The sequence below is a fragment of the Ruegeria sp. AD9 genome (genome assembly GCF_056542305.1).
Genome location: NZ_JBQFZP010000019.1, coordinates 44,243 through 58,317 on the forward strand (window position 1 = coordinate 44,243; position 14,075 = coordinate 58,317).

At 54.3% G+C, this 14,075-nt stretch carries 13 protein-coding genes and 1 pseudogene; 12 read left to right on the forward strand and 2 right to left on the reverse strand.

All coding sequences use genetic code 11. The annotated features are described in order from the left end of the window. The first annotated feature begins 1 nt into the window (after position 1). Entirely contained in the window at positions 2-697 is a 696-nt protein-coding gene (urtE, locus tag ACR0AM_RS19100) for an urea ABC transporter ATP-binding subunit UrtE (RefSeq protein WP_209504401.1), read from the forward strand. A gap of 168 nt (positions 698-865) precedes the next feature. On the opposite strand, the pseudogene ACR0AM_RS19105 reads toward urtE, so the two are convergent. Beyond that, positions 866-1,762 (reverse strand): annotated as a pseudogene (locus tag ACR0AM_RS19105) (IS5 family transposase). Between the two features lie 219 nt (positions 1,763-1,981). Between ACR0AM_RS19105 and ACR0AM_RS19110 the strand changes: the two are divergent. The 10 genes from ACR0AM_RS19110 (at position 1,982) to ACR0AM_RS19155 (ending at position 12,470) form a co-directional block, all read left to right on the forward strand. Continuing rightward, complete coding sequence (locus ACR0AM_RS19110) at positions 1,982-3,301, forward strand: ABC transporter substrate-binding protein (protein ID WP_209504400.1); 1,320 nt, start codon at positions 1,982-1,984, stop codon at positions 3,299-3,301. A 79-nt stretch (positions 3,302-3,380) separates the two neighbouring features. Further along, a complete protein-coding gene (locus ACR0AM_RS19115) occupies positions 3,381-4,328 on the forward strand; it encodes a carbohydrate ABC transporter permease (protein ID WP_170332156.1) in 948 nt (315 codons plus the stop codon). Continuing rightward, on the forward strand, positions 4,325-5,263 hold the full coding sequence (locus ACR0AM_RS19120) for a carbohydrate ABC transporter permease (protein ID WP_010442361.1): 939 nt from the start codon (positions 4,325-4,327) through the stop codon (positions 5,261-5,263). Before ACR0AM_RS19115 ends, ACR0AM_RS19120 begins: the two co-directional genes overlap by 4 nt. Continuing rightward, positions 5,260-5,448 (forward strand): hypothetical protein, encoded by a 189-nt coding sequence (locus ACR0AM_RS19125; protein ID WP_209504399.1) that lies wholly within the window; start codon positions 5,260-5,262, stop codon positions 5,446-5,448. The genes ACR0AM_RS19120 and ACR0AM_RS19125 overlap by 4 nt, the downstream gene beginning before the upstream one ends. A gap of 2 nt (positions 5,449-5,450) precedes the next feature. Then, on the forward strand, positions 5,451-6,548 hold the full coding sequence (locus ACR0AM_RS19130; protein ID WP_209597607.1) for an ABC transporter ATP-binding protein: 1,098 nt from the start codon (positions 5,451-5,453) through the stop codon (positions 6,546-6,548). Then, positions 6,541-7,533, forward strand: a complete 993-nt coding sequence (locus ACR0AM_RS19135) for an ABC transporter ATP-binding protein (RefSeq protein WP_209504397.1) — start codon at positions 6,541-6,543, stop codon at positions 7,531-7,533. The genes ACR0AM_RS19130 and ACR0AM_RS19135 overlap by 8 nt, the downstream gene beginning before the upstream one ends. A gap of 11 nt (positions 7,534-7,544) precedes the next feature. After that, positions 7,545-9,167 (forward strand): dihydroxyacetone kinase subunit DhaK, encoded by a 1,623-nt coding sequence (locus ACR0AM_RS19140; RefSeq protein WP_209504396.1) that lies wholly within the window; start codon positions 7,545-7,547, stop codon positions 9,165-9,167. A gap of 7 nt (positions 9,168-9,174) precedes the next feature. Next, positions 9,175-10,233, forward strand: coding sequence for a LacI family DNA-binding transcriptional regulator (locus tag ACR0AM_RS19145; protein WP_209504395.1), 1,059 nt, complete (start codon positions 9,175-9,177; stop codon positions 10,231-10,233). A 27-nt stretch (positions 10,234-10,260) separates the two neighbouring features. After that, the gene (locus ACR0AM_RS19150) at positions 10,261-11,316 is read left to right on the forward strand and encodes a sugar phosphate isomerase/epimerase family protein (protein ID WP_209504394.1); all 1,056 of its coding nucleotides are present in this window, start codon (positions 10,261-10,263) and stop codon (positions 11,314-11,316) included. Continuing rightward, positions 11,316-12,470, forward strand: coding sequence for a Gfo/Idh/MocA family protein (locus tag ACR0AM_RS19155; protein WP_209504393.1), 1,155 nt, complete (start codon positions 11,316-11,318; stop codon positions 12,468-12,470). Before ACR0AM_RS19150 ends, ACR0AM_RS19155 begins: the two co-directional genes overlap by 1 nt. Before the next feature lie 164 nt (positions 12,471-12,634). Here ACR0AM_RS19155 and ACR0AM_RS19160 read toward each other — a convergent pair whose 3' ends face one another. Beyond that, positions 12,635-13,513 (reverse strand): LysR family transcriptional regulator, encoded by an 879-nt coding sequence (locus ACR0AM_RS19160; protein WP_209504392.1) that lies wholly within the window; start codon positions 13,511-13,513, stop codon positions 12,635-12,637. Positions 13,514-13,676: 163 nt separating this feature from the next. Here ACR0AM_RS19160 and ACR0AM_RS19165 point away from each other — a divergent pair, with 163 nt between their 5' ends. After that, a complete protein-coding gene (locus ACR0AM_RS19165) occupies positions 13,677-13,940 on the forward strand; it encodes a DUF4242 domain-containing protein (RefSeq protein WP_209504391.1) in 264 nt (87 codons plus the stop codon). Positions 13,941-14,075: the final 135 nt, after the last annotated feature.

Here is a 14,075-nt window from a genome sequence, read left to right on the forward strand (position 1 = left end):
AATGCTGAAACTGACCGATCTGACCCTGCATTACGGGCACTCGCAAATCCTCAACTGTATCTCGTTGGAGGCCGCGCGAGGAGAGGTGACTTGCGTGATGGGCACCAATGGTGTGGGCAAGACCAGCCTGATCAAGGCGATCTCGGGCACGCATCCGCGCTCGGGCGGCGATCTGATGCTGAATGACGAGGCCCTGCCGCCTCTGCCAGCCCATCGCATGGCGTGGAAAGGCGTGGCCTATGTGCCGCAGGGGCGCGAGATTTTCCCGTTGCTGACTGTGCGCGAAAATCTGGAAACCGGTTTTGCCTGCCTGTCAGCAAGCGAACATTTCGTTCCGGACGAGATCTTCGATATGTTCCCGGTGCTGAAGAAAATGCAGAACCGGCGCGGGGGTGATCTGTCGGGTGGCCAGCAACAGCAACTTGCCATCGCCCGGGCGCTGATCGCCAAGCCTCAACTTTTGCTGCTGGACGAACCAACCGAAGGCATTCAGCCCAACATCATCCAGCAGATCGGCGAAGTAATTCGTCACCTCCGAACCAAAGGAGAGATGGCCATCATTCTGGTCGAGCAGTATTTCGATTTCGCCTATGATCTTGCCGACAAGTTCATCGTCCTGCGGCGCGGCGCGGTCCTGATGCAAGGCACGCGGGACGAGCTATCGCGGGAACAGGTTCTGCAAGGCGTAACGGTTTGACATTCATAAAGGAACCAGCCTATTGAGCGGCGAGAAGCTTCAGGGTTTAAGGGGCGCAATTTAGCACTCCAGCTAGGCTTTGTTGCGCGAAGAGCCTGAAGCCCGGACTTCCCTTTTCCCCGGACGTACTTATCCTGTGGGCTCTGTGACCGGTATGCCGAGCGCGGTTTAGCTGTTCAGGACGGCTGCACGGATTGGGAGTTCGGCGACTGGACGCTCGAAGTCGCGCGCCATGAGGCTCTGCCCCAACAGCTTCACGCAGTGCATCTTCGTTTCGGCGCGACTGCGGCGGTGGTATCCGCTCCAATTTCGCCGGATGGCACGGCCAAGGTATTTCGAGGCGCACAGCGCCTCGTTACGGGCGATAGCGCCTGCTGTCGATGGCTTTCGCGGTTTTGCGTTCTTGCGCGGCGGGATAACGGCGTGGGCACCCCGGTTTGCGATGGCATCGTGGCATTTGCGCGTGTCATACGCCCCGTCTGCGGTGACCGAGGCGATCTCGACATCGACCGGGATCTGGCTGAGTAGTTCAGGCAGCATGGGCGCATCACCGATGTTGTTACCGGTGATTTCGATGGCGCGGATCTCCAGCGTCTGTTCGTCAACGCCGATGTGGATCTTGCGCCAGAGACGGCGTTTCGCGCGGCCATGCTTGCGGGCATGCCATTCGCCTTGGCCCTCCGCCTTGAAGCCGGCGCTGTCGATCAGAAGGTTCAGGGAACCTTGCTAGCCGCGATAGGGTATGGAAACCGCCAGGGTCTTCTGGCGCCTGCTCAGCGTGCTGAAATCCGGCACCGACCAGTCGAGGCCGACCAGGCGCAGCAGGCTCTCCACGAAGTCCGTGGTCTGCCTGAGGGCCATGCCGAAGAGGACCTTCATCGTCGTCAGGCATGTCTGAATCGCAGCGCCGCTATACTGCGGCTGCCGGCCTTGCTTACCGGTCGGCGGTGGTACCCAAACCATGTCCGGATCAAATCAGATCGCCAGGGAGCCACGTTGCTTGAGGGCTTCATTGTAGGCTGGCCAGTTCTTGGTCTTGTAGCTCGGCGGGATAGGTCTGCTCATGCAGTCCAGCTACCACGCTGGATTCACAAGATGAATCCCTCACCCAACCTTTGCGCAACAAAGCCAATCAACAGCTAAAAGAATATCTGACGGCCTCTTCTGACAGTTTGAGGTACGAACCTCAAAAAAATCTGGACATGAGGTGCGTACCTCAAATAGCCTTGGAAGTATGCCGCGATTCGCACATCCTCGATTGACGGCGCAAAAAGGGAGGAATGGATGACTTACACAAAACTGGCCTCGGCCAGCGCAATAGTCCTTGCCGCTACTACTCTTTCTACCAAGGCAAATGCTGAAGATCTGACGCTATGTTGGGCTGCATGGGACCCGGCCAACGCGCTTGTCGAACTATCAAAAGAATTCGAAGCAGAATCCGGCCACACGATGAACTTCGAATTTGTTCCCTGGCCAAATTTTGCGGACCGGATGCTGAATGAGCTGAATTCCGGTGGTAAGCTCTGCGATCTGCTTATTGGTGACAGCCAATGGATCGGCGGTGGCGCTGAAAATGGCCACTATGTCAAACTGAACGACTTCTTCGATGCTGAAGGCATCAGCATGGACGATTTCGCGCCGGCCACTGTCTACGCCTATTCAACTTGGCCCAAGGGCACACCCAATTACTATGCCCTGCCTGCGATGGGCGATGCGAATGGCTGGTTCTATCGCAAGGACTGGTTCGAAAATCCTGAAATCCAAGCCGCATACAAAGAAGCAACTGGTCAGGATTTACGTGAGCCTGAATCTCAGAAAGAACTATTACAGATCGCCCAGTTCTTTCAGGGTCGTGAGATCGACGGCAAGACAGTCTACGGCGCAGCTATCTTTACCGAGCGCGGCTCGGAAGGGATCACCATGGGTGTGACCGGAGCACTGTATCCTTGGGGCTTTAAATACGAAAACACCCCGGGCTCATATGACATGGAAGGCGCCGTAAACTCACCCGAAGCGGTAGAGGCGCTGGAATTCTATAAGGAATTCTACGAAACGGCGACGCCTCCGGGATATACCAACTCTTACATGGGTGAGAGCTTGGACGCCTTCAAGTCCGGTCAGGTCGCCATGGCCATGAACTGGTTTGCGTTCTTCCCAGGTCTCTATGCTGACCCCAATACCGGCGGTGACAAGATCGACTTCTTTGTGAACCCACCGCAAAATCAGGCAGGTTCGACGCTGGGCGGACAAGGTATCTCTGTTGTCAGCTACTCTGACAAACAGGACGCTGCACTTGAGTACATCAAGTGGTTCGCACAGCCTGAAGTGCAGGCCAAGTGGTGGGAGCTAGGCGGCTACTCGGCGCATAACTCAGTGCTGGAAGATCCTGGTTTCGTGGACAGCCAACCGTTTGCCGGTGACTTCCTGGAAGCAATGGCTGGGGTTCAGGATTTCTGGCAAGAGCCTGCCTATGCAGAACTCCTGCTGGCCATGCAGAAACGCATCCACGACTACGTCGTTGCTGATCAAGGTACAGCTCAAGAAGCTCTTAATCTTTTGATCGAAGATTGGACTGAAGTCTTCGAAGACGAAGGCAAGCTGTAGTCCGGACACAGGCAGGAGCGGGCGCAATCCCGCTCCACCTTCACCCGTGAGTCCTAAACCAACAAGAACTGGCAAAGAGATGTCTGACCGGACCGTAGATCGCGTTGCCCAGGCAACGCCCGAGCGAGTTGCGCGAAAAATCCGAGGGTTATCCGACCGCGCGATCGCCTGGATATTCATCTCCCCGACGATTTTTCTATTGCTGGCGATCAACATCTTTCCGTTGATCTGGACCATCCAACTGAGCTTTACCAACTACAAGGCCAACCGGATCGGGCGCGAAGTCAAAGATGTCGGGCTCAGGAATTACGAGCGTATTCTGACAGACTCGGACACCTGGCTAAATATGCAGGCGACGGCGCACTTCCTGTTCTGGACGATCTTTTTCCAGGTCTTGATCGGGTTTACTTTGGCCTGGTTGATCAACAAGAAATTCAAGGGCAACGATCTTTGGACCACGATCATCGTGCTGCCGATGATGCTGTCTCCTGCAGTCGTCGGGAACTTCTGGAAGTTCCTGTATCAACCTCAAATCGGGCTGTTTAACTACATCGTGTCATGGTTCACAGGCAAAGATCCATCGAGCTTTGAAATGCTGGGATCCGTTACTTTGGCCCCTTGGGCGATCGTTATTGTCGACACCTGGATGTGGACCCCCTTCGTGATGCTAATCTGTCTGGCCGGGCTGCGCAGCATTCCCGATTACATCTACGAGGCGGCTGAGATCGACAGGGCCAGCAAGCTGCGGCAGTTCTTTACGATCACCATCCCGATGGTCCTGCCGTTCCTGATGCTTGCCGTGCTGTTTCGAGGGATCGAGAACTTCAAGATGTTCGACCTGGTGGTTCAGCTAACCGGCGGAGGGCCCGGTTCTGTAACGGAACTCACCTCAATCAATCTCAAGCGGGAGGCGTTTGAGAAGTGGCGTACGGGCTACGCCTCGGCCTATGCGATCATCCTTTTCGTCACCGTGTTCGGCCTTGCGTCGATCTACGTCAAAGCCTTGAACAAGGTGAAACAGAGATGAGCAGTTTTTCCGTAACCGAACCTTCGAACCGTTCCAAGTGGATCGCCGGTTTTCTGGTCATCACTTATGCGCTGATCACAATGATCCCGCTGGTTTGGATTTTACTGACAGGTTTCAAGTCTCCAGCCGATGCGATCAGCTACCCACCCAAAGTGGTCTTTGACCCAACGCTTGAAGGGTATGTAAATCTCTTCACCACGCGCACGCGGCAGACGCAGGAGTTTTTGGAAGCGAACCCGCCGCAGAACTGGGCCGATGAGATCGTCCGCCAATACGACATGGTGATTGTCGGGCCATCAAAGTTTGGCGAGCGCTTTATGAATTCGGTTATCATCGGATTTGGCTCGACGTTCTTGAGTATCTTCCTTGGTACGCTGGCCGCCTATGCGTTCAGCAGGTTCAAGGTCCCGCTCAAGGACGACCTTTTGTTCTTTATCCTGAGTACAAGGATGATGCCACCGGTCGCTGTCGCCATCCCAATCTTCCTGATGTTCAGAAACCTTGGATTAAGCGACACGCATCTGGGGATGATCCTGCTGTATACGGGCGTGAATATTTCCTTGGCGGTCTGGTTGCTAAAAGGCTTCATCGACGAAATCCCAAGAGAGTACGAAGAAGCCGCGCTCATAGATGGCTACACGAGGTTTCAGGCGTTTTACAAAGTGGTGCTGCCGCAAGCCGCGACCGGCATAGCCTCAACAGCTATCTTTTGCCTGATCTTCGCCTGGAATGAGTACGCGTTTGCCGTGCTGCTGACATCCGCGAACGCGCAGACTGCACCACCGTTCATCCCAACCATTATCGGTATTGGCGGCCTGGACTGGCCTGCAGTGGCGGCAGGTGCCACGATCTTCCTGATCCCTGTCATGATTTTCACCATCCTGATGCGCAAACACCTGCTGCGTGGGATCACATTCGGAGCCGTGCGCAAATGAGCGAGTTTCTTACCGGATTGATGCGTTTTCGCCGGGGCCCATGGGAGATGATCGCGACCATCCTCATCGCTCTGGGTGTCTTCATGCTTATGCAGCCCTTTGTCCTTTGGGCCTTCACATATTCTTTCATCGTCACGCTGATCGGAACCGTCATGTTCATCATCGTCAGCCATTTCCCGGAGTAGAAATGGCCCAGATCGTAGTTAAAAACGTAAAGAAGATGTTCGGCGATTTCACGGCTGTCCGCGAAAGCTCGTTCACGATTGAGGACGGTGAGTTCTTCATGTTGCTAGGGCCATCCGGCTGCGGAAAGACGACGACGCTGCGGATGATCGCAGGCTTGGAACTTCCGACGTCGGGTGAAATCTACCTGGACGGCGAGGAGATCAGCCAGCGCCCCCCATCGGAGCGAGACATTGCCTTCGTGTTCCAGATGTTTGCGCTGTATCCGCACATGAACGTGCGAAAAAATATCAGCTACCCCCTGATATCGCAGGGCATGCCGCGTGCTGCTGTCAAAGCCAAAGTAGAAGAAGTCGCGGGAATTCTGGGGATCAAGGACATCCTCGATAGCCCGGTAGGTGGGTTGTCAGGCGGCGATAGGCAGCGCGTGGCGCTTGGACGCGCGATTGTTCGCGAACCCAAGGCGTTCATGATGGACGAACCTCTTGGTGCCCTGGATGCCGAATTTCGTGAGCACATGGCCGAAGAACTGCGCGCGCTTCATGATCGCATGGGGGCGACCACTGTTTACGTCACACATGATCAGCTGGAAGCCATGCAAATGGGGGACAAGATCGTGGTGATGAACAACGCTGTGATCGAGCAATTCGGCACACCTCAGGAAATCTACGACAAACCAGCTACGATGTTCGTTGCAGATTTTATCGGGTCTCCTTCGATGAACTTCCTGCCGTTTCAGGGAAAGGTCGCGCCTGGCTCGGAAACGGTGCGACTGAATGGTCACGACGAAGCCGTACCCACACTGTTGGAAGGGGCGGAAGGTGACTTGGTTTTCGGTGTTCGCCCTGAGCATGTTTTTCTGTCGGATGCCAGTGCCTACCGAGCCAAGGTCCTGGCCGCAGAATATCTTGGAACCACCCAGATCGTGACGCTGCAAAGCCCGAACGGAGAGCTGAAAGCCCGCATTGATGCGCGCGAAACCGTTAACCCCGGCGAGACGGTTGGCTTGAAGTTCCGCTCATCCGCAGTGACCCTTTTCGAAAATTCTACCGGACGCGCGTTGAGGTCCGCTCTGAACGACGAGGTACTAAGCAATGGCTGAAGTCGTTCTGGAAAACATTTCGAAGTCATTCGGCGAAATCAAAGCGGTGGATGATATCTCAATGACGATCCCCAACGGTGCCTTTGTGGTTTTGTTGGGTCCGACGGGCGCGGGAAAAACAACGACGCTGAGATTGATATCCGGGCTTGAGAAACTGGATTCCGGAACGGTGCGCATTGCCGGGCGTGACGTTGGGATAGATACACCTGCCCAGCGTGATGTGGCGATGGTCTTCCAGCAATACTCGCTGTACCCCCATATGACGGTGCGTGAGAACCTGTCCTTCCCTCTGAGGTCACCGATCCTGAAGACGCCAGAGGATGAGATCGCCAGGAAGGTCAACGAAGTCTCGGAGATCCTGCAGATCCCGCACAAGCTGGACAACAAAGCCACTGAACTGTCTGGCGGCGAAATGCAGCGCGTTTCAATTGGACGGGCACTGGTGCGCGATCCCCAGATTTTCCTGATGGACGAGCCGCTCAGCTCTTTGGACGCCAAGCTTCGGGCGGATTTGCGGGTCGAACTGAAAAGGATTCAGGCCGATCTGGGATCAACCTTGCTTTACGTGACCCACGATCAGGTCGAAGCCATGACAATGGCTACGCATATCGGCGTTTTAGAGAACGGCCGGTTGGTTCAATACGGGACACCCCGGGATATCTACGAAAACCCGGGCAGTGTTTACGTTGCCAGCAGGTTGGGTCTGCCGCGAATCAACATCCTGCCGTCCGAGTTGTTCGGAGGCGATCACAAAGGACCACAGATTGGTCTTCGCCCGGAAAACATCATTGAAGGCGAGGGCAGTGAAGCGCGTGTCATACGTGCCGAACATCTGGGCGACCAAACACGGCTGCACCTGGACCTGAATGGCCACCCGGTTGTCACCCTGATTGATGTTCATCAGGATTACCCCTCTGGAAAAATTATAAAAATTCGCCCCCATAACCCGTTGTATTTTGACGCGTCTGGCGCGCGCGTGAATTAAGGAGCAAAAGCATGGCCCAGTTCCTCAACACAAAAGAAACCCTGGTAACCGAGGCGATAGATGGCCTTTTGGCTTCCTCAGGCGGGCAGCTTACACGGCTGGACGGATACCCGCATATCAAGGTTGTCTACCGGTCGGATTGGGACAAGTCGAAAGTCGCCTTGGTTTCTGGCGGAGGGTCTGGTCACGAGCCCGCCCATGCAGGTTTCGTTGGCGCCGGTATGTTGACAGCCGCGGTCTGCGGCGAAGTTTTCGCCTCACCCTCGGTCGAGGCAGTTCTGGCGGGCATTCTTGCGGTCACGGGTGAGGCCGGGTGCCTGCTTATCGTCAAAAATTACACCGGTGATCGATTGAATTTTGGACTGGCGGCTGAACGCGCCCGTGCATTGGGCCGCAAAGTAGAGATGGTCGTAGTTGATGATGACATCGCCTTGCCCGACCTTCCGCAACCACGTGGCGTGGCAGGTACGTTATTGGTGCACAAAATTGCCGGAGCGCTTGCTGAAGGGGGTGCCGATCTGGACACCGTTACCAAAGCAGCAAGAAGTACCATAGCAAAGGTTGTCAGCATCGGAATGAGCTTGGACACCTGCACTGTTCCGGGCTCTCCAAAAGAAGACCGGATTGCCCCTGGCAAAGCGGAACTCGGCTTGGGCATCCACGGCGAGCCCGGTGTACAACAAGTCGAATTTTCAAATGCTGTATCGGCCATGTCCACGGTGGTGGAGAAGCTGAAGCAAAGGGTGGGTGCCGGGCATTGTGTAGCGTTGGTCAACAACCTGGGCTCTACAACTCCTCTGGAAATGGCTGTCCTCACGCATGCGTTGTCCGAAACTGGTATTGCCCACCATATCATTGGCCCGGCACCGATGATGACGTCGCTGGATATGCACGGGTTTTCGGTATCCATTCTGCCTGTGGATCAGGACGAATTGTCAGCTCTTGAAGCACCTGTTGATCTGGCCGCATGGCCCGGCGTCAATTCCATCGACCCGATCAAAGTAGCCCCGTTGCCTGATGGCCTGACACCAATCGATCCAATCCCTTCGAACAATCCCACCACGAGGGAAACGATCACCCGCTTATCTGAGCTGCTCATCAACGCAGAGAAGTCTCTGAACGAGCTGGACGCGAAGTCCGGAGATGGCGATACAGGAAGCACACTGGCCACCGCCGCAAGAGCATTGCAAGGTAGCCTTGACCGCATGCCTCTTGCTGATCTGACGCAACTGTTTCCGGCGTTGGGCAATGAGTTAAGCCAGACAATGGGCGGGTCGTCCGGTGTGATACTCGCAATCTTCTTCAATGCAGCCGGAGATGCCTGTGCAAGCGGGGCTTCGGTATCGAAGTCTCTGGTCGAAGGCCTGAATCGCGTGAGCCAGGTTGGGGGTGCCAAGGTCGGTGACCGGACAATGATTGACGCTCTGGCACCTGCACTTGCCGCCCTCCCGTCTGGACTGACCGATGCGGCCGAGGCTGCCCGCGAAGGCGCGAACAACACCGCGAATATTCGTCGTGCGAAGGCAGGCCGCGCGGCCTATGTTCCCGAAGAAAACCTAGTTGGACATAACGATCCCGGTGCCGAGGCTGTTGCTTTGTTGTTTGAAGGCTTGGCGCGGGAGATTGAGGGCTGAAGAACACGTGGAAGACCAAAAACAAAAACTAGAATTGGTGAAAAAGCCAACCGTCAACGACCTCGCGCGCGTCGCCGGTGTCAGTCTGGCGACTGTTGACCGGGTCTTGAACAGACGCCCCGGTGTGCGGGCCGTTACCGTACAGAAAGTACAAAAGGCAATTGACGAGCTGGGGTATGTGCGCGACACCGCTGCGGCCAACCTTGCGCGAAACCGAGTTTACAACTTCCTCTTTGTTCTGCCGGACACGGACAACGAGTTTGTGGAGGCAATCAGCAGTCAGATCGCAGAACAGTCACGTGACCAATTTATCGAGCGAACTCGCATTGCGATAAAAAAGGTAGCTCCGTTTGAGCCGCAAGATATCGTCAATATTTTGGATGCTGTCGCCAGTTCGGATGTTGATGGCGTTGCCGTTTTTGGGCCCGAAACGCCTTCTGTTCGTGATGCTGTAAAAAGGCTCAGGGACAAAGGCGTTCCGGTGGTTGCGTTGGTGTCTGACTTGCCGAGTTCTGAGCGAGACCACTTTGTAGGAATTGATAACGTTTCGGCAGGGCGAACCGCAGCTCAGCTGATGGGACGATTTGTGCATCGTGACGGCAAGGTTTTGGTACTTACAGGATCCCGTTTGGCACGTGACCACCTAGAGCGCCGTCAAGGCTTTGATCTAGTTGTAGCTGAGGAATTTCCACACCTCGAAGTCGTAGCGTCTGTCGAGGGCCGGGATGACCCGGATCTGATTTACAAGATGATGCCCGAGATCTTTGAAACCTACCCGGATCTGGTTGGAATTTATTCCTCCGCAGCAGGCAATGCAGGACTGATTCAATTTCTTTCAGAAAACAAGCTCAGCAAAGATCTGGTGATCATAGCTCATGAGCTTACTCCGCTTAGTCGTGAGGCGCTTACGCTCGGTACATTTGACGCTCTTATCTCGCAAGACACTGGGCACATTGTTCGTTCAGCCGTCCGTCTGCTGCGTGCAACTTCAGACAAAGTGCCATTCAACAAAGCCCAGGAACGTATCCGTATCGACATCTATCTGAAGGAAAATTTACCGCCATAGAGACTCAGGTTTTGGGGAGGAAATTCAATGAAGACAATCAAAGGTCCAGCTTTGTTTCTTGCACAATTTGCCGGGGACGAAGCGCCGTTCAATTCGTGGGGCGCGATCACTAAATGGGCGGCTGACTGTGGATACAATGGCGTTCAGGTTCCCAGTTGGGATGGCCGGTTGTTCGACCTCGAACAGGCCGCATCCAGCGTCGGTTACTGCGATGAGTTCAAAGGCAAGGCCCAAGAAAATGGCGTCGAAGTCACCGAGCTTTCAACGCATCTTCAGGGTCAGCTTGTTGCCGTTCACCCAGCCTATGACAGTGCGTTTGATGGCTTTGCAGCGGAAAGCGTCAGAGGAAACCCTAAAGCCCGTCAAGAATGGGCCGTAGACCAGGTCAACAAAGCGCTATCCGCTTCGAAAAATTTAGGCATTTCGGCACATGCGACATTCTCAGGCGCGTTGGCATGGCCATATGTCTATCCTTGGCCGCAGCGCCCTGCCGGTTTGATTGAAACGGCATTTGATGAGCTTGCGCGCCGTTGGGTGCCCATCCTGAATCACGCCGATGAATGCGGTGTCGATGTCTGCTACGAAATTCACCCCGGAGAGGACCTCCACGATGGTGTGACCTACGAGATGTTTCTCGAGCGGACAGGCAATCACCCACGGGCCTGCATGCTATACGACCCGTCGCATTACGTGCTGCAATGCCTCGACTATCTGGACAACATCGACATCTACAAAGATCGAATTCGGATGTTCCATGTCAAAGATGCCGAGTTCAACCCGACCGGGCGGCAAGGTGTTTATTCCGGGTATCAAAGCTGGGTAGATCGGGCCGGGCGGTTCCGCTCACTGGGCGATGGTCAGGTGGATTTCGGTGCAGTTTTCTCAAAAATGGCCGCGAATGACTTTGATGGCTGGGCTGTGGTCGAATGGGAATGCTGCCTCAAACACCCCGAGGATGGAGCGCGTGAAGGTGCTCAATTTGTGTCAGATCACATCATCCGTGTGACCGAGAAAGCCTTTGATGATTTCGCCGACGGTGGCGCTGACGAAGCCGCCAATCGTAAAATGCTGGGGATTGAGTGATGGTCACAGGACGCAGTGAAGAAACCTCAGGACGCATTCGGCTTGGCATGGTTGGCGGCGGAAACGACGCCTTCATAGGGGGTGTTCATCGCATCGCCGCGCGATTGGACGACAAGTTCGAGCTGGTTGCCGGTGCTTTGTCTTCGACGCCAGAGAAATCTCTTGAAAGTGGTCAGGCATTGGGGCTCGAACGGGTCTATGAAGACTTCAAACAAATGGCGATTAGGGAAGCCCGACTGAAATCTGGGATCGAGGCAGTCTCAATTGTCACGCCAAATCACGTTCATTATGCAGCCGCACGTGAGTTCCTGAAACGCGGTATTCATGTAATTTGTGACAAGCCACTCACCTCGACCCTTGCCGATGCGAAAAAGCTGGTCAAAGCAACAGAAAGTGCGAATGCCCTATTCATTTTGACCCACAATTACACAGGCTATCCAATGGTTCGGCAGGCGCGTGAAATGGTTGCCAACGGCGACATTGGCAAGATCCGCGTGGTTCAGGTTGAATACCCACAGGATTGGCTGACCGAGCAGCAGGATTTCAAACAGGCGGAATGGCGAACCGATCCCGAACGCTCGGGCGCGGGTGGATCAACCGGTGACATCGGAACTCATGCATACAACCTTGCCTGCTTCGTGACCGGGCTAAAAGCGGAAAGCCTTGCGGCAGACTTGCAGGCCTTTGTGCTGGGGCGCAAAGTCGATGACAACGCCCACGTCTTACTTCGCTTCAAAGGCGGAGCGCGCGGTATGCTGTGGTCTTCTCAGGTGGCTCCCGGCAACGAAAACGCACTTCGTTTGCGCGTCTATGGCGAAAAAGGCGGGTTGGAGTGGGCTCAGGAAGATCCCAATTACCTGTGGTTCACGCCATACAACGAACCAAAGCGTCTAATCACACGAAATGGAGCTAGTGCTGCTGATGCAGCCAACCGGTTGAGTAGAGTTCCTCCGGGACATCCCGAGGGATATCTTGAGGGGTTCGCGAATATCTATGGAGAGGCTGCTGAAGCGATCCAAGCTTTCCGAAATGGTATTTCACCTGACGCTTCGGTTGTTTATCCAACAGTCTATGACGGGCTCAATGGCGTTAAATTTGTGGCCGCATGCGTGCAAAGCTCTTCAAGGAATGCGGCTTGGATCGACTTAGCTTAGAATCTGGTTGTGGGCATAGGGCAGACGGGGGTTGTCACGTTAACTTGCCGTTTAATGAAAGTGTCGCAAACTCTTGGAACGACCAAAGGAAAATACGAGCGAAAAACTCTAACTACAAACGGCAGGAAAATCGGGTTTCAGAGCAGGCCCAAAACCGAAGTTTTTTATCCCGGCCATGCAAAAGTCTGCGAAAACCTCATCAGCGCATCGAGAGCCGGCGAGTATTTTCGGCCAGGGACTGTAAAGGCCGCGATAGTTCTTGAAACTTCTGGCTCCACAAGCGGGCGCTGCAACAAGCCCGGCAGAGTAACCGAATACTCAGGCATGAAAGCAAAACCAATGCCTGCAGCAACCATTGCTTGTACCCAATCTTCGCGCTCAGAACGGAAGCGAGCGTAAAGTTCCACTCCTTTTGACTGACAAACGGACATTACCATCTCGCGCAACTCGCAAGCCAAACGATCTACATAGTTTTCTCGAGATAAATCTTGGAGCGAAATTGAGTTTAGTTGTCCAAGGCGGTGCTCCGGCGGAAAAACAACCACATATCTTTCGACGTAAAGTGGTCTAGCCCTAAACTCTTCTTCCAGTTCTTCAGTCAGCGTCATCAAAGCGACATCGATATCACCATCAGAAAGTTTTTTCTTGAGATCCGACGCGCTTGCTTCATTGACTGACAACTCCAAGCCGCTGTGGTTTTTCTCGAATTGAGCTAGAAACCGTGCAAGGCGAACGTGCCCAATTGTTGAAAGGACACCTAAGCGCAACGGCACCTTTTCAAGCAAACGAAAATTCTGAGCCAGCGCTTGTGTAGCTTCTGCTTCGTCAACGATGTGCTGTAGATGCGGCAGCATTGACTTTCCAAAGTCGCTGACCAAAATTTTCCGGCCTTCCCGATGAAAAACCTGTGCGCCAAGTTCGGTCTCTAATGACTTGACGCCCTTGGTAAGCGCTGGTTGGCTTACATTGCATTCTGCGGCAGCTTTGGTGAAATTCAGATGCTTTGCGGCAGATAAGACATATCTAATCTGAGACATCTCCATATTGGGGCACCTCGTCACTGATGGCGAAAGACAATCACAACGCAGGATACACCGTTTTATCCAAACCTGGAGTTATTAAGTCATAAGGTATCGATAGTTCCCCGAGCCGACGCTCCATAGTGTAATAGATGCACTGGTTTTGATTGTTCGGAAAGGGAACGAGATGTCTGTTTTTATGGTCGAAAGAAACCTCAAGGGTATCACCATGGATGACTTGGGTGCTGCTCAAAAAGCCGCGATAGCAACAGCACAGAAAATGACAGCAGATGGCGACAAAATCAGCTATGTTCGTTCAACATTTGCTCCCGAAGACGGGCGCTGCATGTGCTTGTTTGATGGTGAAAGTGCCGATCAAGTTCGTCGATTGAATGATACCGCCGGACTTCCTTACGACAAGGTCGTGGCGGCAATGGATCTTACCCCGTGACGACTTCTGAGCTTTGGAGTTGTGATTGGGCCCTGAGTACGTGCTTGTCCGTCATCGAATGATTTGGAACACGAGCGTTTGATTGGCTTAGGAGGATCAGGCTCGCCGTAGTTTCAATCTACGCCGCGTTCTGAT

Bases quoted from the DNA above. Each gene is read 5' to 3' on its own strand.
- ACR0AM_RS19140 (WP_209504396.1), top strand. From the start codon at position 7,545: ATGGCCCAGTTCCTCAACACAAAAGAAACCCTGGTAACCGAGGCGATA.
- ACR0AM_RS19110 (WP_209504400.1), top strand. From the start codon at position 1,982: ATGACTTACACAAAACTGGCCTCGGCCAGCGCAATAGTCCTTGCCGCT.
- ACR0AM_RS19115 (WP_170332156.1), top strand. From the start codon at position 3,381: ATGTCTGACCGGACCGTAGATCGCGTTGCCCAGGCAACGCCCGAGCGA.
- ACR0AM_RS19160 (WP_209504392.1), bottom strand. From the start codon at position 13,513: ATGGAGATGTCTCAGATTAGATATGTCTTATCTGCCGCAAAGCATCTG.
- ACR0AM_RS19155 (WP_209504393.1), top strand. From the start codon at position 11,316: ATGGTCACAGGACGCAGTGAAGAAACCTCAGGACGCATTCGGCTTGGC.
- ACR0AM_RS19150 (WP_209504394.1), top strand. From the start codon at position 10,261: ATGAAGACAATCAAAGGTCCAGCTTTGTTTCTTGCACAATTTGCCGGG.
- ACR0AM_RS19120 (WP_010442361.1), top strand. From the start codon at position 4,325: ATGAGCAGTTTTTCCGTAACCGAACCTTCGAACCGTTCCAAGTGGATC.
- ACR0AM_RS19135 (WP_209504397.1), top strand. From the start codon at position 6,541: ATGGCTGAAGTCGTTCTGGAAAACATTTCGAAGTCATTCGGCGAAATC.
- urtE (WP_209504401.1), top strand. From the start codon at position 2: ATGCTGAAACTGACCGATCTGACCCTGCATTACGGGCACTCGCAAATC.
- ACR0AM_RS19130 (WP_209597607.1), top strand. From the start codon at position 5,451: ATGGCCCAGATCGTAGTTAAAAACGTAAAGAAGATGTTCGGCGATTTC.
- ACR0AM_RS19125 (WP_209504399.1), top strand. From the start codon at position 5,260: ATGAGCGAGTTTCTTACCGGATTGATGCGTTTTCGCCGGGGCCCATGG.
- ACR0AM_RS19165 (WP_209504391.1), top strand. From the start codon at position 13,677: ATGTCTGTTTTTATGGTCGAAAGAAACCTCAAGGGTATCACCATGGAT.